The following is a 24,244-nucleotide window of genomic DNA, read 5'->3' on the forward strand; positions in this document are numbered from 1 at the left end:
GTCTTCATCCTCGGAACGGTCCCGACAATGATCGCTGCCTGAGCTGCAAGCAGGGGAGATAGAGAGTCGCTATCCTTGTGCCGGCGGACAATGTTTTCTCGCTGTACGCCTCCGGGAAAAACGGGTCTTCGGGGACTGTTGCGCCGCCGCTACGAAGCCGCCGCATTCGCGCAGGGCCCCGCTTGCCCGCCCGCCCGGAAACCGCCATCTTGGCGGCCTACGCGAGCCATCACGGTCCGCCGAAGGAGCGCCCGGAGCATTTGGGCGGCGGACCGAGGGAGAACAGCAGTCGTGACATTTCTGAAGAAGGTGCGTGCCTCCGGTACGGCTGCTGCCTTGTCGTTGTTGATGGTCTTGCCCGTGGCCGCTGCGGCCCAGGGAGCGACCGCGCCGCGTTCGTCTGATTCGCTGGAGCCAGCCGACAGCCTCGAAGGGAATTATCTCGCCGCCATCGTGGCGGGCGCCTCGCGCGATCTCGGCGCGGCCTCGGTCTATCTGCGCGAAGCCGTGCGGGAAGATCCGCGCAACAGCGAGTTGCTGGAGCGCGCCTTCGTCGCCTTTCTCGCCGATGGCGCCATGCCTGACGCCTTCCGCGCCGCCGACAAGCTGATCCAGCAGGATCCGAGCAATGGCCTGGCGCAGCTCGTCATCGGCATCCGCTCGATCAAGCAGAAGAGCTACCAGACCGCCCGCAATCACCTCCAGCGCGGCGGTCGCGGCCGGGCGGCCGACATCACGGCGACGCTGCTCTCCGCCTGGTCCTACCTTGGATCGGGTAACGCCAAGCGCGCCATCGAGACGCTGGAGCGTCTGAAGGGCGAGCCCTCCTACAACCTCTTCCGCGACTATCATGCCGGCCTGATTCTCGACGCAGCCGGGCGCAAGGCCGAGGCCGAAAAGCGGCTGAAGGCCGCCTACGACGCCGAGAAGACCACGTTGCGCCTCGTCGACCTCTGGGCGCGCTTCCAGGCCCGCAGCGGCGATTTTGCCGGCGCGGCAGTCACTTACGCCGAGTTCGACCGGCTGCTGCCGAATCATCCGATCATCCGCGAAGGCATGTCGCTGGTGTCGAAGAAGGAGGCACCGCCGCGTCAGATCCAGACCGCGCAGCAGGGCGCGGCCGAAGTTCTCTACGGGCTCGCCAGCGCGGGCAACCGGCAGGGCGACGAAGCCGCAGCGCTTCTCTATCTGCGCATGGCGATCTACCTGGATCCCGGCCATGACCTCGCCATCCTGACGCTGGGCGACATCCTCGAGCGGGCTCGCCAGCCCGAGGACGCGGTCGCGGTCTATGACAAGATGCCGGCCTCCTCGCCGCTGCGGTCCAACGCCGAGATCCAGGCGGGCCTCGCGCTGGAGAACCTAGGCAAGCCCGATGAGGCGGTGAAGCACCTGGAGAAGGTCATCGCCGAGCGGCCGGACGATGTCGATGCGCTCGCGGCGCTCGGCAACATCTATCGCTCGCGCAAGCAGTTCGCCGAGGCGGCCGCCGCCTACGACAAGGCCATCGACAAGCTCGCGTCCCCCGGCCGCGCCAACTGGGATCTGTACTATTTCCGCGGCATCGCCCGGGAACGCATCAACCGTTGGCCGGAGGCCGAGGCCGATCTGCGCAAGGCTCTTGAACTCCTGCCCGATCCGCTCGGCCGCGAGCGCGCGCTGGTGTTGAACTATCTCGGCTATTCGCTGGTCGACAAGCATCTGAAGCTCGACGAGGCACTGGGCATGCTGCGCCGCGCCGTGGAGCTGCGTCCGCGCGACGGCTACATCATCGACTCGCTCGGCTGGGCCTATTACCGGCTCGGGCGCTATGAGGATGCCGCGCGCGAGATCGAGCGCGCGGCTGAGCTGCGCCCCTCGGACCCGGTGATCAACGACCATCTCGGCGATGTTTATTGGCGCACCGGCCGCCAGCTCGAGGCGAAGTTCCAGTGGAATCACGCGCGCGATCTCAAGCCCGAGCCGGAGGATCTCGAGAAGATCCAACGCAAGATCGAGCACGGGCTGGAAGGCCCGTCCGCCAACGTGACCGACGACGCCAAGAAGGACGGCGGCTGACGCCGATCCCGTCGCCGGGCTGAACCGGGAGCGGCCGTGGCTCTACCGCTGACGACGCGTGCGCGCGCCAAGGTCAATCTCGACCTGCGGGTCCTGGGCCGGCGCGCGGACGGCTATCACGAGCTCGAAAGCCTGGTTGCCTTCGCCGGGGTTGGTGACGAGCTCACGTTGGAGCCGGATGCGCCGCTATCTCTGTCGATCACCGGCCCGCGCGCGGCGGGGCTGTCTGACGCGGACGACAACCTCGTCCTGCGTGCTGCGCGGACGCTCGCGACCGCCCGTCCAGGCCTGCGTCTGGGGCGCTTCCATCTCGTCAAGCGACTGCCTGTCGCTTCGGGGATCGGTGGCGGCTCGGCTGACGCGGCCGCGGCGTTGCGCCTCGTCGCGCGGCTGAACGGCATCGCTCAAACCGATCAGGTCCTGCTGGACATCGCGGCAAAGATCGGCGCCGACGTGCCGGTCTGCCTCGAATCGCGGGCGCGGCTGATGGCCGGCATCGGTGAGAGGCTTGGGCCGGTGCTCCGCCTGCCGCCACTCTTCGCTGTGCTGGTCAACCCGGGCGTTCCGGTCGAGACGGCCGCGGTGTTCCGCGCTCTGGGCCTGACACCGGGGCAAAAGATCGCGGTCTCGCGCACCGCGCCTGATTCTGTGTCGACAGGGGCGTTCCACCACGCGCTCGCAGCTTCCGATAACGATCTGGCGGCTCCGGCGAGGCATGTCGCACCCGTGATCGACCTCGTTCTCGAGCGGCTAGCGGAATTGCCGGGCTGCCGAGTGGCGCGCATGTCCGGCTCCGGCGCGACTTGCTTCGCCCTGTTCGACGATTGCAGGGCTAGCGCCGATGCGTCACGAGCGTTGGCAAAGACACAGCCGGGCTGGTGGGCGAAGCCGACTCTGCTGCGCTGACGTCGTCCGTCATGCTCGGGCTTGCCCCGAGCAACTCTCCCAGAAAAAGGCTGGTTTCTGAGAGGGACGGGTCAAGGCCCGGACCTATGCCGCCTCAGTGCGCCCGCGCCACGCAGAAATCGACAGCGGCGTTGAGCGCCTGCTTCATCGGCGAGGCTGGGAACAGGCCAAGCGCATCCTTGGCCATGCGGGCATAATGCTCGGCGCGCGCGATGGTGTCGTCGAGTGCTTTGTGCCGGCGCATGATCGCCCGTGCTTCTTCCAGGTCGCCCTCGCGGATCTCGCCGTCCTGAAGCGTGCGCTTCCAGAAGGCGCGCTCTGTCTCGTCGCCGCGGCGGAAGGAGAGCACGACGGGCAGGGTGATCTTGCCCTCGCGGAAATCATCGCCGGTGTTCTTGCCGAGCTTCGCCGCGACGCCGCCATAGTCGAGCGCGTCGTCGATGAGCTGGAAGGCAATGCCGAGATTGAGCCCGTAGCTGCGGCAGGCGGCGGCGTCCGCCTTCGAGGAATTGGCGATCACCGGGCCGACTTCGCAGGCGGCGGCGAAGAGCTCGGCCGTCTTGCCGCGGATCACCGAGAGATACTCGTCCTCGGTCGTCTCGGTGTTCTTGGCGACGGAGAGTTGCAGAACCTCGCCCTCGGCGATGACCGCCGCGGCCGTGGAGAGAATATCGAGCGCCCGCAGTGAGCCGACCTCGACCATCATCTTGAAGGCCTGGCCCAGCAGGAAATCGCCGACCAGCACGCTGGCTTCGTTGCCCCAGAGCATGCGGGCGGCGAGCTTGCCGCGCCGCATGTCGCTCTCGTCGACGACATCGTCGTGCAGCAGCGTCGCGGTGTGCATGAACTCGACGGAAGCCGCGAGCTTGACATGGCCTTCGCCCCGATAGCCACAGAGATCGGCCATGGCGAGCGTCAGCATCGGCCGCAGGCGCTTGCCGCCGGAGGAGATCAGGTGGTTCGCGACCTCCGGGATCATCGTGACCTCGGAGCCGGTGCGCGACAGGATCATCGCATTGACCCGCTCCACATCGGCACGCGTCAACGCGACCAGCGGCTCGATGCTCGCCTGATTCGATTCCCGTTCCTCAAGGGAGACGACGACACCCACAGAAGCACTCCGAGTCCGATCCCTGCGCCGGCACGACGCGCGCCAGCCATGCCACAACCGTTGCATGGGACGCCAGCCCCTGCAAACCGTCGCGACGCCGCAGCTTGCGCGAAGGGGGCGGGTTGGGCTCCATGGGGCGATGCACGAACTCATGCGCACCAACGACCTCATCCTGCTCGGCGCCGTCGAGGCCCTGCTGGAATCGGCCGGGCTCGATTGCCTGATCGCAGACCAGCATATCAGCGCCCTCGAGGGCATGACCGGCGCCTTTCCACGCCGGCTCCTTGTGCGCGAGGCGGATAAGCGCCGGGCGCGGGCCCTTCTGGTCGAAGCCGGCTACGGAGCCGAGCTGCGCAATGAGTGAGGTGGAGACGCCGTTTGCGTTGGGTGAAATCGTCGAGGATCGGCTGCTCGACGGCCGGCTTCGCCTGCGCCAGCCGCGCAAGGGCCACCGCGCCGGCACCGACGCCATCCTGCTCGCGGCTGCGCTGCCCGTGCTCGATGGCGGAACGCTCCTCGATATCGGCGCGGGCGTCGGGACGGTGGCGCTCGCGGCTGCGCTGCTGCGGCCGGCATTGCGGATCGCATTGCTGGAGCGCGACCCGGAACTGGCGGCTCTGGCGACGCAGAACTTGGCATTGAATGGCATGGCAGATCGCGGGATTGTCATCGCGGCAGACGTCACAGCGCCGGCGGCCGAACTGCAAGTGGCGGGACTGAAGCCGGCTTCCTGCGACGCGGTCGCGATGAACCCGCCTTTCTATCCGCAGGGCGGGACGCGTGCCTCGCCGACTGCCAACCGCCGGGCGGCCCATGTGGCGGAGAGCGATCTTGGGCCCTGGCTACGTGCCGCGCGGCGGGCTCTGAAGCCGGGCGGCCTGCTCGCGATCATCCATCGGGCCGAGGCGCTGCCCGATCTGCTCGCCGGCCTCGCCTCCGGCTTCGGTGCCGTCGCGATCCGGCCGGTCTACGGCGTCGCCGACAAGCCAGCGATTCGCGTTATCGTCACGGCGGTGCTGAACAGCAGAAAGCCGGCAGAGCTGCTGCCGGCTTTCGTGATCAATGAACCTGATGGCCGGTTCACGGCCGAGAGCGAGGCCGTGCATCGTGGGCGGGCGCGCCTCGACTCTTACCAGTAGTAGCGCGGCGGCGGCGCGAAGATCGGCGGCGGAGGCGGCGGCGCGTAATAGCGCGGACCGTAATAGCGGCGCGGGCCGTAGTAGCGCGGCGGGCCGTAATAGGGGCGCGGCGGGCCATAATAGCGGCGCGGGCCGTAATAGTACTGCGCCTGTTGCACCATGCCGCCTGCGAGATCGACCTTCGGCGCAGCCGCGACCGGCGCCGCGGAAGCCGGGGCGGCGGTGAGGGCTGCAATGCCCAGCGCGCCGGCCGTCACGGCGGAGAAAAGCATCGTCTTGAACATGATATCCTCCGTGCGATGGCGTCGACGGTCTCGCCTTGCGCTGACCAACGCCGTCCATGGGAGGGGAAACTATCCCCCTTAACCTGAACGGCGCGAAACCGCGCCGTTCAGCGAGCCTTCATTGAGCCGCGAATCATGGCTGCAATGCGTCAACCTCAGCGGCAGACCCGCACCGGGCGGACCACCCAGCGCCAGCCGTTCCACACCCGCCGTTCCGACCAGAAGCAGCGCGGACGATAATAGGGGCGCGGGCCATAATTCCGGCGCGGGCCGCGATAGTAATATTGAGCCTGCTCGATCAGGCCCTGGCCGGCCTGCGCCGTCTGGCCGGCGGGAGCGGCGACCGGTGCTGCCGAGGCCGGGGCGGCCATCATGGCGAAGCCGCCGAGCGCGCCTGTCACGGCAGCGGCGAGAAGCGTTGTCCGGAACATCGTGTTCTCCATCGATTGCCGCCGGCCGTGCCGATGGCTGACTTGTCGTCCCTTGTGCGAAGCTAGGCCGTCACACCTGAACGGCGCGAAACCGCGCCGTTCAGCTTGCCTTCATCGAGGCGGTTGGCCGTCTTAGCGGCAGATGCGCTGCTGGCGCACGATCCAGCGGCGGCCATTCCAGACGCGGCGGGATTCGGTCCAGCAGCGACGGACATGCGGTCGGCCCGGGCCGTAATGCGGGCGGCCTTGGTGCCAGGCCTGCTGGACGAGACCGGTCTCGGCGCCTGAGCCCAACGCCGTGCCAGCCGAAATCGGAACAGCGGAAGCGGGGGCGCTGCTCATGGCGGCACCGAGCAAGGTTGCCGCGCCAAAGGCGGCGGCAATGATGCGGGTTGTCAACATGGGCTATAACTCCTTCATTATTCAGCCGCTGCTCATCGATCCAATGCTCGCCCCCGAACATTGCTGATCATGCGGCGTCTCGTGGTTAGCAGACGGGTTATGAACGAAATCTGTCCGGCTGCGGTTCCGGCCTGCGCTTGACCCTGATCGGTCCGAACCCTAATCACCCCGCAATTCCCTTGTTATCGGAAGGTTGCAGGCATCTTGTCCGCCCCCGCGCCACATTCGCTTTCCAGCATCCCGGCTTCTTCCCCGGCGATGGACCCGACCCGCTCCTTCCAGGGGCTGCTGCTGACCTTGCAGCGCTTCTGGGCCGAGCGAGGTTGCGTGGTGCTGCAGCCGTACGACATGGAGGTCGGCGCCGGCACCTTCCACCCGGCGACGACTTTGCGCGCGCTCGGGCCGAAGCCGTGGAAGGCGGCCTATGTCCAGCCCTCGCGCCGCCCAAAGGACGGCCGCTACGGCGAGAACCCCAACCGGCTGCAGCATTACTACCAGTTCCAGGTCATCCTGAAGCCGTCGCCGCCGGATCTGCAGCAGCTCTATCTCGACTCGCTTAGGGCGATCGGCGTCGATCTCGGCCTGCATGACGTGCGCTTTGTCGAGGACGACTGGGAGAGCCCGACATTGGGCGCCTGGGGGCTCGGCTGGGAGTGCTGGTGCGACGGCATGGAAGTCAGCCAGTTCACCTATTTCCAGCAGGTCGCGGGCGTGGAATGCGCGCCGGTCGCGGGCGAGTTGACCTATGGTCTCGAACGCCTGGCGATGTTTGTCCAGGGCGTCGAGAACGTCTACGACCTCAACTTCAACGGCCTCGATGGCGAGGACCGCATCTCCTATGGCGACGTTTTCCTGCAAGCCGAGCAGGAATATTCGCGGCATAATTTCGAGCACGCCAACACCGCGATGCTGTTCCAGCATTTCACGGACGCCGAAACCGAGTGCAAGGCGCTGCTCGCTGCCGGTGAGCCGGCGTCTGGCGACAACCAGCCTCGCCACCAACTTGCCCTGCCGGCCTATGATCAGTGCATCAAGGCCAGCCACATCTTCAACCTGCTCGATGCGCGCGGCGTGATCTCGGTCACCGAGCGGCAGAGCTACATCCTGCGCGTGCGCGAGCTCGCCAAGGCCTGCGGCGCGGCCTGGCTGAAGACCGCCGGCGGGGGAGCAATCTGATGCCCGATCTCCTGCTCGAACTCTTCTCCGAGGAAATCCCGGCGCGCATGCAGCGCAAGGCCGGTGAGGACCTCAAGAAGCTCGTCACCGATGCGCTGGTCGAGCGCGGCCTCGTCTATGAGGGCGCCAAGGCCTTCGTCACGCCGCGCCGTCTCGCGCTGCATATCGCCGGATTGCCGGTGCGCGGCCGCGACGTGCGCGAGGAGCGCAAGGGCCCGCGCGTCGGCGCGCCCGATGCCGCCGTGCAGGGCTTCCTCAAGGCTGCCGGCCTTGCCTCGCTCGACCAAGCGACCATCGTCAGCGATCCGAAGAAGGGCGACAGCTACGTCGCGATCATCGAGAAGCCCGGCCAGGAAACGGTTCAGGCCATCGCCGAGATCGTCCCCGCCGTGATCCGCGCCTTCCCCTGGCCGAAATCGATGCGCTGGGGCAAGGCTTCGGCGGCCGGCGCCAGCCTGCGCTGGGTGCGCCCGCTGCACTCCATCCTCTGCACCTTCGGCGCCGAGACCGAGGACCCGGAGGTGGTGCCCTTCGAGGTCGACGGCATCGTCTCCGGCAACACGACCTACGGCCACCGCTTCCATGCGCCCGGCCCGATCACGGTGAAGCGTCTCGACGATTACGTGACCTCGCTGGAGAAGGCSAAGGTCGTGCTCGATGCCGACCGGCGCAAGGARATCATCCTYACCGACGCCCGCAACCTCGCCTTCGCGCARGGGCTSGAYCTCGTCGAGGACGAGGGGCTGTTGGAGGAGGTCGCCGGCCTCGTCGAATGGCCGGTCGTGCTGATGGGCTCCTTCGAGGAGCGCTTCCTCGACATCCCCGGCGAAGCGATCCGCGCCACCATCCGCGCCAACCAGAAATGCTTCGTGCTGCGCGACCCGGCGACAGGCGATCTCGCCAATCGCTTCATCCTGGTCTCGAACCTCCTCGCCAGCGACGGCGGCGCGGCGATCACCGCGGGCAATGGCCGCGTCGTCCGCGCGCGCCTCTCGGACGCCGCCTATTTCTGGCAGACCGATCGCGGCTCGCTGCCCGACCTCGACACCTTCAAGGAGAGCGCCGAAAAGCTCGGGCTCGATCTCGCAAAACCGCTCGACCAGCGCATGGCCAAGCTCGACAAGCTCGGCGTCGTCTTCCACGCCAAGCTCGGCACGCAGGGCGAGCGCGTCCAGCGCATCGCCGCGCTGGCGAAGGAGTTGGCGCCGATCGTCGGCGCCGACCCGGGGAAGGCCGAGCGCGCCGCCAAGCTCGCCAAGGCCGATTTACCGACCGAGATGGTCGGCGAGTTCCCGGAATTGCAGGGCCTGATGGGCCGGAAATATGCCGAGCTGCAGGGCGAGGACGCTTCGGTCGCCGCTGCGGTCGAGGAGCACTACAAGCCGCTCGGCCCGTCCGACCGTGTGCCGAGCGATCCGGTTTCGGTTGCGGTGGCGCTGGCCGACAAGCTCGACACGCTGGTGGGCTTCTGGGCCATCGACGAGAAGCCGACCGGCAGCAAGGACCCCTATGCGCTGCGTCGCGCGGCGCTGGGCGTGATCCGGCTGGTGGTTGAGAACGGGGTGCGGCTGGGGCTTATGCCAGTCCTCAATCCGCTTCGCACCAGCAAGATGGTTGCTGGTGTTTCGGAGAAGACTGCCGAACTAGAAGCTCTCGCTGCAAAGCTGGTAGAGCTGGACGCGGAAGAAGCTTTGCACTCTTTTAAAAGTGCTCGAGCCCGTGCGGTGGGCATCGAGACCTACATCAAATGGGCAGGATCTCGTTGGTATTGGAGTGAAACCTATGATCTCCTCTCCTTCTTCCACGACCGTTTGAAAATCATGCTCCGCGACCGCGGCGCGCGGCATGACCTTGTCGATGCGGTGATCGGCGACGGCCCGTCAGACAACGACGACCTGCTCCTCATCACCCGCCGCGTCGCCGCGCTCGGCCGCTTCCTCGACACCGAGGACGGGAAGAACCTCCTCGCGGGCTACAAGCGCGCCGCCAACATCCTCAAGGCCGAGGAGAAGAAGGACGGGGAGGGCGCTTTTTCCGCGGCGCCCGAATTGCAGTTGATTGCAGAAGCCGGCCTGATCGAGGAGAAGGCGCTCGCCGTCGCGCTGGCGCAGGCGACGCCGAAGGCCGAGGCTGCCGTCGCCGCCGAAGACTATGAGGGCGCGATGGCCGCGCTGGCGGAACTGCGCCCGGCGGTCGATGCCTTCTTCGACAAGGTCACGGTCAACGATCCCGATCCGGCCCAGCGTGCCAACCGCCTGAAGCTGCTCAACCAACTCCGTCAGGCGACACGAGCCGTGGCGGATTTCGACCGCATCGCAGGATAAGGCGCGGTAGGGGTGAGGGCCTGCCGTCGGTCGCCCTTGCCCTCTCCGCAGCTGCGGTTGGTTCCGTGCCGGACTGGTTTTCCGTCCTTCCCTCACCCCTACCCCTCTCCCATCCGGGAGAGGGGTCTTCGTTTGCGGCCCCGCGTTCATTCGGAAACCGCCCCGTCTCCTTCGCCGGCAAACCCCGCACCGGAACCTATTCCCACCCTGCAACGTTCTCTCGGCGGGGCTGACAGGTCGCGAATCCGTCGCGGCAGGGCTCCCGGGGGGCCGGCCACCGGCCGAGATAAAGGGCTGAAAGCATGTCCATTCTGATTTCGCTGCTGATCACCGTTCTCGTGATCGGCCTTGTGCTCTATCTCGTGCGGATGCTGCCGCTCGACGGGCAGATCAAGAATGTCGTGCAGATCATCGTCATTGTGATCGGCATCATCTCTCTGCTGCGCTATCTCGCTGTTTTCTAAGGCGATTGACGGCGTCCACGCGCTGGTACAGACTTCTTGAGGTCCAGAGGGCCCCGGACGCTCCCGTCCCGGGGCCCTTCCTGTTTCAGGGCGAGACCTGCGATGAACGCGCCGAACCGTAACGGCCATATCAGGCTGACCTCCCATCCCGAGCCCGGCAGCGCTGCCGTGCGCTTCCCGATCCGGTGGGGCGCCCCCACCGCCGCCGAGCGCGGCCCGATCATCGCCTCGACCACCAACCCGGCCGACCGCAACGTCATCGGCGCCCATGGCGGCTCCTATTCGGTCTACCGCGCGCTGGCGATCTCGGCCCGTGCGATGAACCCCTCGCAGCGCCCGGACCTGACCAACACCTATCCGACGGCCGAGATTTCGCCGCAGCCGCAATGGGCCGATCCGAAGAAGATCGTTTCGCTCGATCCCTTCGGCCATACCGTGGCGAAGGATTTCGGCAAGCTGATCGGGGAGGGCATCGACATCCGCCCCTCGATCGCGATCACCAAGGCCAGGCTCAACCTGCCCGAGATTCTCGCCGCCATGGGCGCGCATCGCCTCGCCGCAGACGGCAACATCCTGCATCCGTCGGGCGACATCTCCGTCACCAAGATCGCGGTCGATCCGGTCTGGTATCTGCCGGGCATCGCCGAGCGCTTCGGCGCCACCGAGAACGAGTTGCGGCGCACGCTTTTCGAGCAGACCGGCGGCATGTATCCCGAGCTGGTGACGCGGCCGGACCTCAAGGTCTTCCTGCCGCCGATCGGCTCGATCACCGCCTATGTCATGGGCGAGGTCTCCGCGCTCGCCGACCCAAAGAAGCGCATCGCCTGCCGCGTCCATGACGAGTGCAACGGTTCAGACGTCTTCGGTTCGGACATCTGCACCTGCCGGCCCTATCTCATCCACGGCATCGAGGAATGCGTGCGGGAAGCGCAGAGCGGCGGCGTCGGCCTGATCGTCTACAACCGCAAGGAGGGCCGGGCGCTCGGCGAAGTCACCAAGTTCCTCGTCTACAACGCGCGCAAGCGCCAGGAGGGCGGCGATTCCGCCGCGACCTATTTCGAGCGCACCGAATGCGTCGCCGGCGTGCAGGATGCCCGCTTCCAGCAGCTCATGCCGGATGTGCTGCACTGGCTCGGCGTCACCCATATCGACCGGCTGATGTCCATGTCGAACATGAAATATGACGCCATGGTCGAGAGCGGCATCACCATCGGCGAGCGCGTCGCGATCCCGCCTGAGCTGATCCCGCCCGACGCATCGGTCGAGATCGAGGCCAAGAAGGCTGCGGGCTATTATTCGCCGGACGGCACACCCGGCGACAATGCGCTCAAGGCCACCGTCGGCCGTGGCCTCGAGAAGTTCTGATCCTGCCCCGCATCTACCCGAGTTGACGATGCCCGACCGCGATACCGAGGCGTTCCGCGCCCTGTTGAAACCTGCTGCCGTCCGCGAGCGCGCGCGGGAGATGCTGGAGCTCGGGCTTGCCGGCCAGCTGCTGCATTTCAGCGTCCAGACCGAGCGGCTGGAAGCCTGCGCCGACTATGTGCTTGAGACAATCCGGGCGAACTATCCCACGCTCGAAATCCCCTTCCATGCGCGCTGGCGCCACTTCGTCGTCGCGGGCGATGATCGCTGGCAACGGCTCGATCAGGCCGCCGGCTTCGCGGACTCCGCCGCTCGCGGCCGCGCTGCCTATGATCTTGCCGTGGTCAGCGTCCTGCTCGATGCCGGTGCGGGCCCCGACTGGCGCTACCGCGATCCTGCTACGGGCCGCGAGATCGGCCGGTCCGAGGGGCTGGCGCTGGCTTCGCTCGACATGTTCGCCGCCGGCCTGTTCTCCAGCGATCCTGCCGATCCGCTTCGCGCCGACGCCGCAGGGCTGAAGCGGCTCGATGCGGCGACGCTGGCACAAGGTTTTCAGGTGGGTCCGGACAATCCGCTCTTGGCGCTGGAGGGGCGGGCCGCTCTGCTCAACCGCCTCGGCGAAGAGCTGGAGCGACAGGGCCTGTCGCGCCCCGGCGAACTCTTCGGCCGTTTCGCAGCTGCCGCCGACACCGGCACGCTGCGAGCTGCGCATATGCTCGGCGAGGTGCTCGCGACCTTCGGCGGCATCTGGCCCTCGCGCCTGACGCTCGCTGGTGTTGCGCTCGGCGATACCTGGCGCCATCCCCTGATCGCGCCGGGCGAGGTCACGGAAGGGCTCGTGCCTTTCCACAAATTGTCGCAATGGCTGACCTACTCGCTGATCGAACCGCTGCAATGGGCCGGCATCGCCGTCATCGACATTGACGATCTCACCGGCCTGCCCGAATACCGCAATGGCGGGCTCTTTCTGGATAGCGGCGTGATCGCGCTCAAGGACGAGGCGGATCGGGCGAAGGCGCATGAGGTTTCCTCGCCGCTGGTCGTCGAATGGCGAGCTTTGACGGTGGCGCTGCTCGACGAAATCGGACTCTTGATCCGCAAGCGCCTCGGCCGCTCACGCGAGGATTTGCCGCTCGCCAAGGTGCTCGAAGGTGGTACCTGGGCTGCCGGCCGGCGGATCGCGCGTGAAAAGCGTGTGGATGGCGGTCCGCCCTTGACCATTGTCAGCGATGGCACGGTATTTTGACGAGCAGAGTTTCGAGAGAAAAAGGGGTAGCCGGCGTATGACTTCGAGCCAGGACGGCGTCACCGTCGTTGATCACCCGCTCGTCCGCCACAAGCTGACGCTGATGCGCGAGAAGGACCGCTCCACCAAGAGCTTCCGCCAGCTTCTCAATGAGATCGGCATGCTGCTCTGCTATGAGGTGACGCGCGATCTCCCGACCGAGATGATCGAGATCGAGACGCCGCTGCAGAAGTCGATGCAGCCGGTCATCTCTGGCAAGAAGATGGTTTTCGCGCCGATCCTGCGGGCGGGCGTCGGCTTCCTGGACGGCATGCTGGAGCTGGTGCCGGCCGCGCGCGTCGCCCATATCGGCCTCTACCGCGATCCCGATACGCTCCAGGCGGTCGAGTATTATTTCAAGGCTCCATCCGACATCGCAGACCGCATGATCGTGGTGATGGACCCGATGCTCGCGACCGCCAATTCCGCCGTGGCGGCGGTGGAGCGTCTGAAGGAGCGGGGCGCCCGGGATCTGCGGTTCGTCTGTCTGCTGGCGGCGCCCGAAGGCATCGCTCATCTGCGCAGCGCGCACCCCGATGTCCGAATCTGGACCGCCGCGATCGATGAGCGCCTCAACGATCACGGCTACATCGTGCCGGGTCTCGGGGATGCAGGCGATCGCATGTTCGGTACGCGCTGAGCACCGGGAAGGCCCATGCCGCCACGGGCAAGGGCCTTTCCGGCCTTCGCACCGGGCGAAAAGTGGACGTCACTTTTCGGAATCGATGCGACAACAATGGATTGATCGCCGTCATCGCGTCCGGCCGGACGCGCGGCAATCCAGCGTCATTCGATGATTTCGACCACGCGGCGGGTGCGCGGCTCGACGACGACGGCTTCGCCGTTCACGATCGTGTAGTGATAGCCGGGTGCGCCATATGCCGCGGGCACATTGCGATAGACCATGCCGCGCGCCGGTAGCACCGTGCCGATCACGACCGGTTCGCCATAGCGATATGACCGCATATGCTGCGCCGTCACATAGTTCCGGAAGCCTGCGTCGTCGTTGATCATCGTGCCGCCGGCGGGATCCCGCCGAAGAGGTGGCGCGAAGACGTCGAACGGCATCATGTTCGTCTCGGTGCCGACAAGGGCCGGGTCATGAGTGAAGCCGCCGCTTGCGGGGTCGCGGATGATAGGCCCCATGCTTTGTGCGAAAACGGTTGCGGGAATGGCTGCAAAAGCCGCAGCCAACAGAATCCGCTTGATCATGATCGACCTCCGATAACTGCCTAGCCCCAAAGCCAGAATGCGCGCCTTCTGCGGCAGTTCCGTGCCGCGGCGATCACAAAAGCGAGAATGGCCCGCCGAGGCGGGCCATTCCGTAGAGACTGGCGTCACTGGATGATCTGGACCACGCGGCGCGTCTGCGGYTCGACGATCAGGGTGCGATCGTTCACCACCGTGTAGTTGTAGCGCGAGGCGGACGCTCCGTACTCGGCCGGTACGCGGTGATAGACGACGCCCTGCGCCGGCAGGACGGTGCCGACAGCCACCGGCTCGGCATAGCTATAGGACGGAACGCGCTGCTCGACGACATAGGTGCGGAAGCGGGGCTCGGCAGCATCGCCGACGATCGCGCCGACCACGGCGCCGCCGACGCCGCCGACGACAGCGCCCACCGGGCCGCCGACCACAGCGCCGCCAACCGCACCGGCCGCCGCACCGCTGGTCGCGCCACCGACCGCACCGCCCGAAGGCTGGCTCTGGGCGAAGGCAACGGCAGGCGTAATGGTCAACGCGGCAACAAGAGCGAGCTTCTTGATCATGGCTTTCTCCTTTCGAAGTGAACTTCGGGAAGGAAAACTGCAGCAAGCCGAAACAGTTCCCCAAAAATGGGGTCACGAGATGTTAACGTTTGCGATCGTCGGCGAGAAGATGAGCCGCAGCAATGACTTGTCAGTTCATTGCGGAAGGCGGCGGGTTCGCCCATCGGGCGCAGATTATCGCTCAAAATGAAAACGGCGGGCACGAGGCCCGCCGCGAAGACGATCGAACTGGGTTGGCCTCACTGCTTCGGGGCGGCCGAGAGAGCAGGCGTCAACTTGTCGGCATCGCGCTTGATCAGCGTGGCGAAGCCGGCCGGGGTGCGCTCCTCAGCCGTCGGCAGAACGGTGCCGAGGTCGAGCAGGCGCTTCTTGGTGCCTTCGTCGTTGAGCGCCTTGTTCAGCGCGTCGACCAGCTTGTCCACGGCCTCCTTCGGCATGCCCTTCGGGCCGGCGATGCCGTTCCAGGCTTCGATCTGGTAGTCGGGCAGGCCGGCTTCCTTGGTGGTGGGAACATCGGGCAGGGCCGGCGAGCGCTGGGCCGAGGCGACGGCATAGGCCTTGATGGTGTTGGCGCGGACCTGCTCGGCAACGGAGACGATCTGGTCGCACATGAAGTCGACCTGGCCGGAGACGAGGTCGTTCAGGGCAGGACCCGTGCCGCGATAGGCGACGGCGTTGATCTTCGGCGTACCGAGGACGCCCTTGAGCAGGGTGCAGGTGGTCCAGGAAACCGAGCCGAGCCCGGCATGGGCTTCGTTCACCTTGTCCGGGTTCGCCTTCACATAGTCGGCGAACGCCTTGAGGTCCTTCGGCTCGAAGCTCTTCCGCGCCACGATCAGGATCGGCGTGCCGCCGGCGAGCCCGATCGTCTGCATGCCGTTGATTGGGTCGTATTTCAGTCCGGGATAGGTGGCGGGCGCCGCCGAGAAGGTGCCGAGATGGCCCATCGCGATGGTGTAGCCATCGGGCGCGGCCGTCACGGCGCGCGCGATGCCGGTCGTGCCGCCGGCGCCTGCGACGTTCTCGATGACGATCTGCTGGCCGAGCGTCTTGGACATGTGGTCGGCGACGATGCGGGCGATGATGTCGGTCGGGCCGCCGGCCGCGAAGGGCACGATCATGGTAATCGGCTTCGTCGGATAGCCCTGCGCCTGCGCGCTGCCGGTAAAGGCCAGCGCCGCTGCCGCGACGAGGCCGAGAACGAACTTCTTCATCAGCATTCCTCCCAGAGATTGCTTGAAATGAAATTGATGGGGTTGGCGCCGGGGCGGCAACCCCGTCATTCGGTGAAGACTTCGTCGCGCTTCTTCGAGATCGCAGGCAGCAGAGCGATCGCGAGCACGAGGACGGCGACGATCAGCAGGCCGAGCGAGATCGGCCGGTTCTGATAGTCGATGAAGGTGTAGAACGAGCCGCGCGAGATGATCAGCGCCTGCCGTAGCTTCTCCTCCATCAGCTTGCCCAGCACGAAGCCGAGCAGCATCGGGGCGGGCTCGAAGCCGAGCTTGATCAGCAGGTAGCCGAACAGGCCGAACAGCGCCGTGAAGGCGACGTCGAGCGGCTGGTTGTTCACCGAGTAGATGCCAATGCAGCAGAAGATCAGGATCGCCGGGAACATCAGCCGGTATGGCACCTGCAGCAGCTTCACCCACATGCCGACGAGCGGCAGGTTGATGATGAGCAGCATGAGGTTGCCGACCCACATCGAGGCGACCATGCCCCAGAACAATTCGGGGTTGCGGGTCATGACCTGCGGGCCGGGAATGATGCCGTGGATCGTCATCGCGCCGACCATCAGCGCCATCACCGCATTCGGCGGGATGCCGAGGGTGAGCAGCGGGATGAAGGCGGTCTGGGCGCCGGCATTGTTGGCCGATTCCGGCCCCGCCACGCCCTCGATCGCGCCCTTGCCGAAGCGCGAGGGATCCTTGGCGATCTTCTTCTCGACGGTATAGCTGGCGAAGGGGCCGAGTACGGCGCCATTGCCCGGCAGGATGCCGAGGATGCCGCCGATGAAGGTACCGCGCAGTACCGGCGCCGCCGATTGCTTGATGTCCTCCCAGCCCGGCAGCAGCCGGCCGATCTTGTTTTTGACGACGTCGCGCGCCTCGGGGCTCTCGAGGTTGCGCAGCACTTCCGCGAAGCCGAACACGCCCATCGCGAGCACCGAGAAGTCGATGCCGTCGGAGAGCGCCGGTATGCCGAAGGTCAGGCGTTCCTGCCCCGTCTCGAGATCGGTGCCGACGGTCGAGAACAGCAGGCCAAGCATGATCATGCAGAAGGCCTTCAGGATCGAGCCGCGCGCCAGAACCACCGCGAAGCACAGGCCCATCACCATCAGCGAGAAATACTCCGCCGGGCCGAAGAGCAGCGCCATCTTGGTCAGTGGCGCGCCGAGCGCAGCGATGAACAGGGTCGCGACGCAGCCGGCGAAGAAGGAGCCGAGCGCCGCGGTGCCCAGCGCGACGCCCGCACGCCCCTGCTTGGCCATCTGGTGGCCGTCGAGTGTGGTAACGACCGAGGTCGCCTCGCCCGGGATATTGACAAGGATCGCGGTGGTCGAGCCACCATACTGCGCGCCGTAGTAGATGCCCGCGAGCATGATCAGCGCGCCGGTGGGATCGAGGCCGAAGGTGATCGGCAGCAGGATCGAGATCGTCGCGATCGGCCCGACGCCGGGTAGGACGCCGATCAGTGTGCCGACAAGGCAGCCGACGAAGCAGAGAGCGATGTTCTTGAGCGTCAGCGCGACGCCGAAGCCGAGCGAAAGATGGGCAAGCGTATCCATCATCGCTCAGATACCCAGTAGCCAGGGCGCGAGCGGGATCGGCAGGCTCAACGCGTATTTGAAGAGAAGAATGCAGGCGGCCGACATCGCCAACGCGAAGATCAGCAGCTCCTTGAACTTGCGGTCATCTGCCGCCAGCCCTGAGAAAAAGATGAGTAGCGGCCCGGAGACGAGCAGGCCGAGTGCCGGGATCTGGATCGGGCCGAACTCGAAGCCGCGGATGGTCAGCCCGAACAGGCAGGCGCCGCCGAGCGCGAAGAAGATGCCCTTCCAGGACCAGCCCGAGAGGCTCTCGCCGTTGTAGCGCAGCGAGGCGACGGCCAGCATGATGCCGAGCGCGCCGCAGATGGCCGCGAAGGCTTTCGGCAGCATGCCGGGACCGAGCTGGCGCAGCGTGCCGACCGGAAGATCCCAGGCGAAGATGTAGGCACCGATCGCCAGCACCACCATGAACAGGCCGCCGGCCAAATCCTGCGTCGATCTTATGCGCAAACCCTGCGCCCGTTCTATCTGATTGAGACTCATCAGGCTCCTCCGACTGGCGATCCGGGGCGGGTGTTCCGCTTCTGCGTTTTGGGGGAAGGGGTGAGGACGCTGTGGCGCTCGTCGAGCAAGGTCACGCTTTCCCGCAGGATCGCAAGGAAATCGTCGCGTGCAGGCAATTTCTGCTGGGGACGCCAGGCGACGCCGACCAGTGCGCCCGGCGGTGGCGGATCGAGCAATGCGCCGCGCAGACGCCGCATCGTCACGCCGGGGAAGGAGAGGCGCGAGACCCAGTCCGGCGCCAGCGCCATGCCGAGCCCGGCCGCCACCGCGGACATCATCGCCGGCTTCTCGGTCGCCTCGATGGTGACGTTCGGCACCGCGCCGACGCTTTCGAAATAAGCCATGACCAGATCATAGGCGTAGGGCCGGATGCGCTTGGACGGCACCACGAAGGGCTCGCCGACGAGATCGAGCATCGTCAGGTGTTCGCGGGCGGCGAGCGGATGGGCCTCGTTGAGCACCACGAGCGGGCGCTCCACCCGCAGGATCTCGAAGGCGCAGTCCGTCGGCTTGCGCGGCGGACGGGTCAGCGCGAGGTCTAGCTTGCCGGACTCGAGCATTTGCACGAGTGCGGCCGTCATCGCCTCGACGAACTTGATCTCGATGCCCGGGAAGCGGGCCCGGAAGGCCACCAGCGCTTCCGGGACGAAGCTGGAGGAGGCCGCGTCGATCGCTCCGACGCGCAGGACCTTGCCCGAGGCGAGCGAGGCCTCGCGCACGGCGCGGGAAGCGTGCTCCATCTTGACGAGGATGCCCTTGGCCTCCTCGAGCATGATCAAGCCGGCGCGGGTCATCGCGACCTGGCGGGTGGTCCGTGTCAGCAGGCTGACGCCGAGCTCGTCCTCGAGAGCGCTGATCTGGCGCGACAGGGCAGGAGGCGCGACGCCGAGCCGCTCGGCCGCGCGGCCAAAATGCAGCTCTTCCGCGACCGCGATGAAACATCGCAGTTGCCGCACATCCATGGCCGTCCCCTGTTCCCCAGTATCGCTTCCCGCGATATCTCTGTCAGTGGCACGTGCCCTTAGCGCCTCCAGCCGACAAGTCGACCCTACCGTAATTCATAATTTTTTGGCAATAAACTCTTCGGGCTCATGCCGGCCGCGTGCGCCTCATGCGAAACAGCCTGCCGTCGATCAGGGCAAGCCCGGCGAAGATGGCCGCCATCCCCAGGAAGTGCCGCGGCTGCAGTGCCTCGCCGAGGAACAGCGAACCCAGCAGAATGGCGCTGACCGGGATCAGGAACGTCACCAGCATGGCGTTGGTGCCGCCGGCGCGGCGCATGATCCGGAAGAAGATGACATAGGCGAGAGCCGTCGAGAGCAGCGCGAGCCCAATAAGCGAGAACATGACCTCGGCGCGTGGTGCGGGCAGCAGCCAGGGCGGGTCGAAGAGGATCACCAGCGGAATGGTCATCAGCGTGGTCGCGCTGACCTGACCGGCGGCCGTGACCAATGGCGGCAGGCTGCGGAAGCGCCGGCCGAACAGGCCCGCGAAGGCATAGGACAGGGCGGCGGCGAGGCAGGCGAGTTGCGGCAGCAGCGCTCCCGAGAGCCCCCCGATCGCATCGGGGCCCATCAGGATCGCGACACCGACGATGCCGGCGCCCACGCCGGCGAGCTTGAGCCCCGTTGCCTTCTCGTCCTGGCCCAAGAGATGGGCGACGACGACGCCGAAGAGCGGCGTCGTGGCGTTGAGGATCGAGGCGAGGCCGCTGGCGATCTGGGTCTGTCCCCAGAAGATCAGCCCGAACGGAATGAGATTGTTGAGCAAGCCCATGCCGAAGAAGGCGAGCCACATCGGCCTGCCGACACGCATCGACAATCCCGAAATCCGGACGACCAGAAGCAGCGCCGCTGCAGCCATGCCGACGCGCGCAAGCACCACGGCCAGCGGCGGCCATTCGGCGACGGCGATCTTGCCGAAGAAGAAGGCGCCTCCCCACAGCAGCGAGAGCAGCAGGAGCAGCAGCCAGTCGCTGAGATCCATGGCAGGCTGCGCGGCGGGGGAGGCGGACATGGCGAACCTGCTGAAAAAGGAACGAGCCGGAGCGATAGGCTCGCCCCGGCTCGTGCTCCACCCGTTTCCTGTCTCAGGCGGCTTCGGCGTCGCGCGCCTGCCACATCGCCTTGAAGGCCGGCCGCGCCTGGCAGGCATCGAGCCAGGCCTTGACGCGCGGCGCGGCGTCGAAGAGCTGCGTCGCCGGCTTCGCATAGCGGATGATCTCCGCGACATTGATATCGGCAACGGTGAAGCGGCCGCCCATGACATAGCCGTTGCCTTCGGCCAGCGTCTTGTCGAGCACCGCGAAGGGGCCGGGCAGGGCGGCAAGGGCCGCCTCGACCAGCTCCGGCCTGCGCTTCTCCGGCGGATAGGCGGCAAGGTGGAACTGCAGGTTGAGCGCATGGGTCTCGCACTCCGTCGCCGCCCAGAGCGACCACATCACCGCGAGGCCTTCCTCCTGTGCGTTCTGCGGTGCCAGGGGCCCGCCATGCTTGCGCGCGAGATAGAGATTGATCGCCAGCGATTCGTGCAGCTTGAAGCCGTCATCGTCGATGCTCGGGATGTGGCCGTTCGGATTGATCTTCAGGAACTCGGCGCTGCGGGTGTGCAGCGGCACGCCGGGTGCGTTCTGATCCGGCACGCGATAGGCCTGGATAACCGGCACATGCGTGAAGGGCAGGCCAAGCTCGTTGGCGAGCCAGATGACGCGCGTCGCGCGTGAACGATAGCAACCGTAGATCGTCAGGGACATCGGCGGGATTCCGGTGAGAGATGGCGTGCGGGCGACCTGATCCGGCGAGCAGGCCGATTCCGTCGCAGCGACCTTAGGCGCACGCTGGCGTCGCGCCAATGCGGGATGCCTCGGTCGCGGCATCGAAAAAACCGTTTGACGCAGGCGTTTGGCGGGTGCATTGGCCTCCTGCTTCCGGCCTTCGCGGCCGGCTGCTCACAGGAAACCCCGACCCGATGCCAAGCGACAGTCCCAGCCGACAGTCGAAGCCGTCTGCCGCCGCCTCGCGCGCCTGACCGGGTTACCCGGCTCGCCTGCGATCCGGCCCTGACGGCCCGATCGCAAGGAATAGAGCCATGAATGATACTGTCGCCACGACGGACCTCCTCGCCGTGACGCTGGCCCAGACGCTGGCGCAAGAGCACGTCGCCGACATCGTCGAGACGCTGAACGAACAGGACGAGGCGACGATCGCCCATGTCCTGGCGGAACTGCCTTTCGACCGCGCCGTCGAGGTGCTCGATCAGCCCGAATTTACCGCTGCGGCCGAAGCGTTGGCGATGCTGGCGGACGAGCGCGCCGGTGCGCTGCTCTCCGCCATGTCGGCGGACCGCGCGGCCGACGTCTTCCAGGAGTTCGACGAGGAGACACGTCAGCGTTTGAGCGGCCGCATCGACCGCCAGACCCGCTCCGATCTCAAGAAGCTGCTGGCCTATCCCGAGCACAGTGCCGGCTCGATCATGACGACCGAGTTCGTCAGCGTGCCCAGCAACTGGTCGGTGCAGCAAACGCTCGATCATATCCGCCGCGTCGAGCGCTCGCGCGAGACGGTCTACGCGATCTACGTGCTCGATTCGGTGACGCGCAAGCTGGTGCGCGCGGTCTCGCTGCGGCGCCTGATCGCCGGCGATCCCGAGGCGCCGGTCGAGTCGGTCGTCCCGGCGCACAAGCCGATCACCGTCGCGCCCGAGGTCGATCGCGAGGACGTGGCGCGGCTCATCACGAAATACGACCTGCTCTCCGTTCCGGTCGTCGATGCGGACGAGCACATCATCGGCATCGTTACCTTCGACGACGTCATCGACGCGATGATCGCCGAGACGACCGAGGACGTGCAGAAGCTCGGCGGCATGGAGGCGCTCGACCAGCCATATAACGAGATCAGCTTCCTCTCGATGATCCGCAAGCGCGCGGGCTGGCTCTCGATCCTGCTGGTCGGCGAGATGCTGACCGCCTCGGTCATGCAGTATTTCGAGGGCGAGCTCGAGAAGGCGATCGTGCTGACGCTGTTCATCCCGCTGATCATGAGTTCGGGCGGCAATTCCGGCTCGCAGGCGACCTCGCTGATCATCCGCGCGCTAGCGCTGCGCGAGGTCACGCTGAAGGATTGGTGGCGGATTGCGCTACGCGAATTGCCGACCGGTCTCACGCTCGGCGCCATTCTCGGCGTGATCGGCGTGGTTCGGATCATGGTGTGGCAGTGGCTCGGTCTCTACGATTACGGGCCGCACTGGATGCTGGTCGCCGCGACGGTGGGCGGCGCACTGGTCGGCATCGTCACCTTCGGCTCGCTTGCCGGCTCGATGCTGCCCTTCGCGCTGAAGCGGCTGGGCTTCGACCCCGCCAGCGCCTCGGCGCCTTTCGTGGCGACGCTCGTCGACGTTACCGGCCTAGTCATCTATTTCGGCGTCGCTGCCGCGATCCTGACCGGCACCCTGCTGTAACCGGAGGGGGTCAGCCCGCCGTCGCCACGCGGTTGCGGCCTTCCCGCTTCGCGCGGTAGAGCGCGGCATCGGCAGCCTCCAGCAACTCCGGCCACATCTCCGGCCCGACGCTGGCGGCGGCGATGCCGATGCTCGCGGTGATCGCGACCTCCGCGCCGGTATCGAGCAGAACGGGCTCGGCTTCGATCAGACGCCGAAGCCGCTCGGCCAGCTCGACGAGCATGTCGGGATCGGCCGCGCTGCCATCCAGGACGAGGACGGCGAACTCCTCCCCGCCAAAGCGGGCGATGACGTCCTCCTCGCGCAGTCCGTCCTGTAGGCGCTGGGCGAGCGCCCGCAGGGCGGCGTCGCCGGCAATGTGGCCGAGCTCGTCGTTGATAGCCTTGAAGTGATCGATGTCGAGCAAGATGAGCCCGATCTGCCGGTCCTTTTTGGATGTACGAGCGATTCGCTCGACGAGTCTTTCGAGGGCGCCGCGGTTCATGACGCCGGTCAGCCCGTCGGTGTCGGCCTGGCGCCGGAGGCGGGCCGTCAGCCGCAGTCTTTCGGTGTCGAGCTGCTCGCGTTCGATCAGCCGCCGACGCAGGGTTTCCAGCGCCTGGAACAGGTCCCGCATCTCGCTGCGCAGCTGGCCCGGCGCGGCGGGTTGGTGCAACCTGCCGTTCGCCAAATCGACGACGCGGGCGCGCGCAAGCATGAGCGGCCGGAAAAGGAAGCGCCGGCTGACGAACAGCAGCGCCAGTTCGACCGCGACCACCAGCGCCATGCCGATGGCCGCAACGATGAAATCCGCCCGGGCATGGCGATAGGTTGCATTGAAGCGGTCGGCGACAGCAGCGATGAAGCGGTCGCGCAATTGCCCGATAGGCTGGAAGCTCGGCACGAGCACATCGGTGAAGGATTCCGGCGTTCCGCGATATCGGCCCGCGTCGAGCTGCTGCCGCGTGTCGTCGAGCAACCGTATTCCCTGGTTGAAGAAGAGCTCTTCGGTGGCCTGATGAGCCTGAGCGACAAGCGGAGCCGCACGCGTGCTGGTTTGCGAGCTGGTGAGCCGCCACAGCTCGAGGACGCGGCCGCGCACCTGGTCGAAGGCGGCTTGCGACGGGCCGGCCAGCGGTTCGCCGCGCACGATCGAAATGACCAGATAGGAGCCCAGACGGCCGGCATAGTCGCGAAGCTCGCCGAGCATATAGGCCACCAGAGCCTGGCCGATCAGCGCTGAATCGCCTGCCAGAAGCTTGTCCATCGCGGCATTGGTGAGCGGGTGGGTCGCGTCGTAAACGGCGAACATCGAGAAGATCGCCTTTTCCACGGCATCGTGGTCACGTTGCGTCAGCGGACGCGCCAGCAGAGCGTCGACCTGCCCGCGAGCGCCGTCGAGTTGCGCGCGCATAGGCGCGACATCGGGAGCGAGCGAAGCCGGGATCCGCGCGATCGCGGCGTCGCTCGACGTTCGGAAGGCTCGCAGCCGCTCTCGCACCGGGTCCGGCTCCGTCGGCTCGCGCCCGAGAGCCGAATTGGTTGGGCCTCGCTCGGCCGAGACATGGTAGGCGGCATCGAGCACCACCCGAAAGGCGTCGAGGCGGGCGAGCGTGCGGGCGCTGCTGCTGAGCGCGCCGTAATGATGCCAGAGCAGGCTCGCTCCCAGCATCATGGAGCAGGCGAGCACAAGCCCGATCGCTGCGAGCGCAGACTGTGTGAGGGTCAGTTGCCGGACGCGCATGATGCGACGCGTGGGTAT

At 66.6% G+C, this 24,244-nt stretch carries 24 protein-coding genes; 11 read left to right on the plus strand and 13 right to left on the minus strand.

The window, feature by feature from the left end; translation table 11 throughout:
• Positions 1 to 291 precede the first annotated feature (291 nt).
• Entirely contained in the window at positions 292 to 2,058 is a 1,767-nt protein-coding gene (locus AC1DEZ_RS20500) for a tetratricopeptide repeat protein (protein ID WP_441510934.1), read from the plus strand.
• 36 nt (positions 2,059 to 2,094) lie between these two features.
• Complete coding sequence (locus tag AC1DEZ_RS20505) at positions 2,095 to 2,964, plus strand: 4-(cytidine 5'-diphospho)-2-C-methyl-D-erythritol kinase (protein ID WP_441510935.1); 870 nt, start codon at positions 2,095 to 2,097, stop codon at positions 2,962 to 2,964.
• A 94-nt stretch (positions 2,965 to 3,058) separates the two neighbouring features.
• Here the strand turns inward: AC1DEZ_RS20505 and AC1DEZ_RS20510 are convergent, their stop codons facing one another.
• Entirely contained in the window at positions 3,059 to 4,075 is a 1,017-nt protein-coding gene (locus tag AC1DEZ_RS20510; RefSeq protein ID WP_441510936.1) for a polyprenyl synthetase family protein, read from the minus strand.
• A gap of 139 nt (positions 4,076 to 4,214) precedes the next feature.
• Here AC1DEZ_RS20510 and AC1DEZ_RS20515 point away from each other — a divergent pair, with 139 nt between their 5' ends.
• Both AC1DEZ_RS20515 and AC1DEZ_RS20520 read left to right on the plus strand, forming a co-directional pair.
• On the plus strand, positions 4,215 to 4,439 hold the full coding sequence (locus tag AC1DEZ_RS20515) for a putative signal transducing protein (RefSeq protein WP_476780566.1): 225 nt from the start codon (positions 4,215 to 4,217) through the stop codon (positions 4,437 to 4,439).
• Complete coding sequence (locus AC1DEZ_RS20520; RefSeq protein WP_441510938.1) at positions 4,432 to 5,214, plus strand: tRNA1(Val) (adenine(37)-N6)-methyltransferase; 783 nt, start codon at positions 4,432 to 4,434, stop codon at positions 5,212 to 5,214. Before AC1DEZ_RS20515 ends, AC1DEZ_RS20520 begins: the two co-directional genes overlap by 8 nt.
• Here the strand turns inward: AC1DEZ_RS20520 and AC1DEZ_RS20525 are convergent.
• From AC1DEZ_RS20525 to AC1DEZ_RS20535, 3 genes are all read right to left on the minus strand, one after another.
• Complete coding sequence (locus AC1DEZ_RS20525) at positions 5,205 to 5,498, minus strand: hypothetical protein (protein ID WP_441510939.1); 294 nt, start codon at positions 5,496 to 5,498, stop codon at positions 5,205 to 5,207. The genes AC1DEZ_RS20520 and AC1DEZ_RS20525 overlap by 10 nt on opposite strands.
• A gap of 155 nt (positions 5,499 to 5,653) precedes the next feature.
• Positions 5,654 to 5,929, minus strand: a complete 276-nt coding sequence (locus AC1DEZ_RS20530) for a hypothetical protein (protein WP_441510940.1) — start codon at positions 5,927 to 5,929, stop codon at positions 5,654 to 5,656.
• A 132-nt stretch (positions 5,930 to 6,061) separates the two neighbouring features.
• Positions 6,062 to 6,331: a hypothetical protein gene (locus tag AC1DEZ_RS20535; protein ID WP_441510941.1), complete on the minus strand. Its 270-nt coding sequence runs from the start codon at positions 6,329 to 6,331 to the stop codon at positions 6,062 to 6,064.
• A 258-nt stretch (positions 6,332 to 6,589) separates the two neighbouring features.
• On the opposite strand from AC1DEZ_RS20535, the gene AC1DEZ_RS20540 reads away from it, so the two are divergent.
• The 6 genes from AC1DEZ_RS20540 to upp all read left to right on the plus strand — a co-directional run bounded on the left by AC1DEZ_RS20540 (position 6,590) and on the right by upp (position 13,585).
• Positions 6,590 to 7,507 carry a glycine--tRNA ligase subunit alpha gene (locus AC1DEZ_RS20540; RefSeq protein WP_441510942.1) on the plus strand — a complete coding sequence of 306 codons (918 nt, stop codon included), beginning with the start codon at positions 6,590 to 6,592 and terminating at the stop codon, positions 7,505 to 7,507.
• On the plus strand, positions 7,507 to 9,831 hold the full coding sequence (glyS, locus tag AC1DEZ_RS20545) for a glycine--tRNA ligase subunit beta (RefSeq protein WP_476780567.1): 2,325 nt from the start codon (positions 7,507 to 7,509) through the stop codon (positions 9,829 to 9,831). The genes AC1DEZ_RS20540 and glyS overlap by 1 nt, the downstream gene beginning before the upstream one ends.
• 302 nt (positions 9,832 to 10,133) lie before the next feature.
• Positions 10,134 to 10,295, plus strand: a complete 162-nt coding sequence (locus AC1DEZ_RS20550; RefSeq protein ID WP_091855869.1) for a Thivi_2564 family membrane protein — start codon at positions 10,134 to 10,136, stop codon at positions 10,293 to 10,295.
• A gap of 102 nt (positions 10,296 to 10,397) precedes the next feature.
• Complete coding sequence (locus tag AC1DEZ_RS20555; protein WP_441510944.1) at positions 10,398 to 11,660, plus strand: GTP cyclohydrolase II; 1,263 nt, start codon at positions 10,398 to 10,400, stop codon at positions 11,658 to 11,660.
• 28 nt (positions 11,661 to 11,688) lie between these two features.
• Positions 11,689 to 12,906, plus strand: coding sequence for a URC4/urg3 family protein (locus AC1DEZ_RS20560; protein ID WP_441510945.1), 1,218 nt, complete (start codon positions 11,689 to 11,691; stop codon positions 12,904 to 12,906).
• Positions 12,907 to 12,943: 37 nt separating this feature from the next.
• The gene (upp, locus tag AC1DEZ_RS20565; protein WP_441510946.1) at positions 12,944 to 13,585 is read left to right on the plus strand and encodes a uracil phosphoribosyltransferase; all 642 of its coding nucleotides are present in this window, start codon (positions 12,944 to 12,946) and stop codon (positions 13,583 to 13,585) included.
• 146 nt (positions 13,586 to 13,731) lie between these two features.
• On the opposite strand, the gene AC1DEZ_RS20570 is transcribed toward upp, so the two are convergent.
• From AC1DEZ_RS20570 to AC1DEZ_RS20605, 8 genes are all read right to left on the minus strand, one after another.
• On the minus strand, positions 13,732 to 14,157 hold the full coding sequence (locus tag AC1DEZ_RS20570) for a DUF1236 domain-containing protein (RefSeq protein ID WP_441510947.1): 426 nt from the start codon (positions 14,155 to 14,157) through the stop codon (positions 13,732 to 13,734).
• 125 nt (positions 14,158 to 14,282) lie between these two features.
• Positions 14,283 to 14,714 (minus strand): DUF1236 domain-containing protein, encoded by a 432-nt coding sequence (locus tag AC1DEZ_RS20575; protein WP_441510948.1) that lies wholly within the window; start codon positions 14,712 to 14,714, stop codon positions 14,283 to 14,285.
• Positions 14,715 to 14,953: 239 nt separating this feature from the next.
• Complete coding sequence (locus AC1DEZ_RS20580) at positions 14,954 to 15,928, minus strand: tripartite tricarboxylate transporter substrate-binding protein (protein ID WP_441510949.1); 975 nt, start codon at positions 15,926 to 15,928, stop codon at positions 14,954 to 14,956.
• A 65-nt stretch (positions 15,929 to 15,993) separates the two neighbouring features.
• On the minus strand, positions 15,994 to 17,505 hold the full coding sequence (locus AC1DEZ_RS20585; RefSeq protein WP_441510950.1) for a tripartite tricarboxylate transporter permease: 1,512 nt from the start codon (positions 17,503 to 17,505) through the stop codon (positions 15,994 to 15,996).
• A 3-nt stretch (positions 17,506 to 17,508) separates the two neighbouring features.
• The gene (locus AC1DEZ_RS20590) at positions 17,509 to 18,027 is read right to left on the minus strand and encodes a tripartite tricarboxylate transporter TctB family protein (protein WP_441510951.1); all 519 of its coding nucleotides are present in this window, start codon (positions 18,025 to 18,027) and stop codon (positions 17,509 to 17,511) included.
• Positions 18,027 to 19,010, minus strand: a complete 984-nt coding sequence (locus AC1DEZ_RS20595; protein ID WP_441510952.1) for a LysR family transcriptional regulator — start codon at positions 19,008 to 19,010, stop codon at positions 18,027 to 18,029. The genes AC1DEZ_RS20590 and AC1DEZ_RS20595 overlap by 1 nt, the downstream gene beginning before the upstream one ends.
• Before the next feature lie 127 nt (positions 19,011 to 19,137).
• The gene (locus AC1DEZ_RS20600; RefSeq protein ID WP_441510953.1) at positions 19,138 to 20,064 is read right to left on the minus strand and encodes a DMT family transporter; all 927 of its coding nucleotides are present in this window, start codon (positions 20,062 to 20,064) and stop codon (positions 19,138 to 19,140) included.
• Between the two features lie 73 nt (positions 20,065 to 20,137).
• Positions 20,138 to 20,800: a glutathione S-transferase family protein gene (locus AC1DEZ_RS20605; RefSeq protein ID WP_441510954.1), complete on the minus strand. Its 663-nt coding sequence runs from the start codon at positions 20,798 to 20,800 to the stop codon at positions 20,138 to 20,140.
• Between the two features lie 335 nt (positions 20,801 to 21,135).
• Between AC1DEZ_RS20605 and mgtE the strand changes: the two genes are divergently transcribed.
• Positions 21,136 to 22,503: a magnesium transporter gene (gene mgtE / locus AC1DEZ_RS20610; RefSeq protein ID WP_441510955.1), complete on the plus strand. Its 1,368-nt coding sequence runs from the start codon at positions 21,136 to 21,138 to the stop codon at positions 22,501 to 22,503.
• A gap of 10 nt (positions 22,504 to 22,513) precedes the next feature.
• Here the strand turns inward: mgtE and AC1DEZ_RS20615 are convergent, their stop codons facing one another.
• A complete protein-coding gene (locus tag AC1DEZ_RS20615; protein ID WP_441510956.1) occupies positions 22,514 to 24,226 on the minus strand; it encodes a GGDEF domain-containing protein in 1,713 nt (570 codons plus the stop codon).
• Between the last annotated feature and the right edge of the window lie 18 nt (positions 24,227 to 24,244).

The sequence above is a fragment of the Allobosea sp. 10L422 genome, from assembly GCF_056395345.1.

Bases quoted from the DNA above. Each gene is read 5' to 3' on its own strand.
- AC1DEZ_RS20570 (WP_441510947.1), bottom strand. From the start codon at position 14,157: ATGATCAAGCGGATTCTGTTGGCTGCGGCTTTTGCAGCCATTCCCGCA.
- AC1DEZ_RS20535 (WP_441510941.1), bottom strand. From the start codon at position 6,331: ATGTTGACAACCCGCATCATTGCCGCCGCCTTTGGCGCGGCAACCTTG.
- AC1DEZ_RS20615 (WP_441510956.1), bottom strand. From the start codon at position 24,226: ATGCGCGTCCGGCAACTGACCCTCACACAGTCTGCGCTCGCAGCGATC.
- AC1DEZ_RS20560 (WP_441510945.1), top strand. From the start codon at position 11,689: ATGCCCGACCGCGATACCGAGGCGTTCCGCGCCCTGTTGAAACCTGCT.
- AC1DEZ_RS20550 (WP_091855869.1), top strand. From the start codon at position 10,134: ATGTCCATTCTGATTTCGCTGCTGATCACCGTTCTCGTGATCGGCCTT.
- AC1DEZ_RS20580 (WP_441510949.1), bottom strand. From the start codon at position 15,928: ATGAAGAAGTTCGTTCTCGGCCTCGTCGCGGCAGCGGCGCTGGCCTTT.
- AC1DEZ_RS20600 (WP_441510953.1), bottom strand. From the start codon at position 20,064: ATGTCCGCCTCCCCCGCCGCGCAGCCTGCCATGGATCTCAGCGACTGG.
- AC1DEZ_RS20595 (WP_441510952.1), bottom strand. From the start codon at position 19,010: ATGGATGTGCGGCAACTGCGATGTTTCATCGCGGTCGCGGAAGAGCTG.
- AC1DEZ_RS20605 (WP_441510954.1), bottom strand. From the start codon at position 20,800: ATGTCCCTGACGATCTACGGTTGCTATCGTTCACGCGCGACGCGCGTC.
- mgtE (WP_441510955.1), top strand. From the start codon at position 21,136: ATGAATGATACTGTCGCCACGACGGACCTCCTCGCCGTGACGCTGGCC.
- AC1DEZ_RS20520 (WP_441510938.1), top strand. From the start codon at position 4,432: ATGAGTGAGGTGGAGACGCCGTTTGCGTTGGGTGAAATCGTCGAGGAT.
- AC1DEZ_RS20585 (WP_441510950.1), bottom strand. From the start codon at position 17,505: ATGATGGATACGCTTGCCCATCTTTCGCTCGGCTTCGGCGTCGCGCTG.
- AC1DEZ_RS20530 (WP_441510940.1), bottom strand. From the start codon at position 5,929: ATGTTCCGGACAACGCTTCTCGCCGCTGCCGTGACAGGCGCGCTCGGC.
- AC1DEZ_RS20555 (WP_441510944.1), top strand. From the start codon at position 10,398: ATGAACGCGCCGAACCGTAACGGCCATATCAGGCTGACCTCCCATCCC.
- upp (WP_441510946.1), top strand. From the start codon at position 12,944: ATGACTTCGAGCCAGGACGGCGTCACCGTCGTTGATCACCCGCTCGTC.
- AC1DEZ_RS20515 (WP_476780566.1), top strand. From the start codon at position 4,215: ATGCACGAACTCATGCGCACCAACGACCTCATCCTGCTCGGCGCCGTC.
- AC1DEZ_RS20590 (WP_441510951.1), bottom strand. From the start codon at position 18,027: ATGAGTCTCAATCAGATAGAACGGGCGCAGGGTTTGCGCATAAGATCG.
- AC1DEZ_RS20525 (WP_441510939.1), bottom strand. From the start codon at position 5,498: ATGTTCAAGACGATGCTTTTCTCCGCCGTGACGGCCGGCGCGCTGGGC.
- AC1DEZ_RS20540 (WP_441510942.1), top strand. From the start codon at position 6,590: ATGGACCCGACCCGCTCCTTCCAGGGGCTGCTGCTGACCTTGCAGCGC.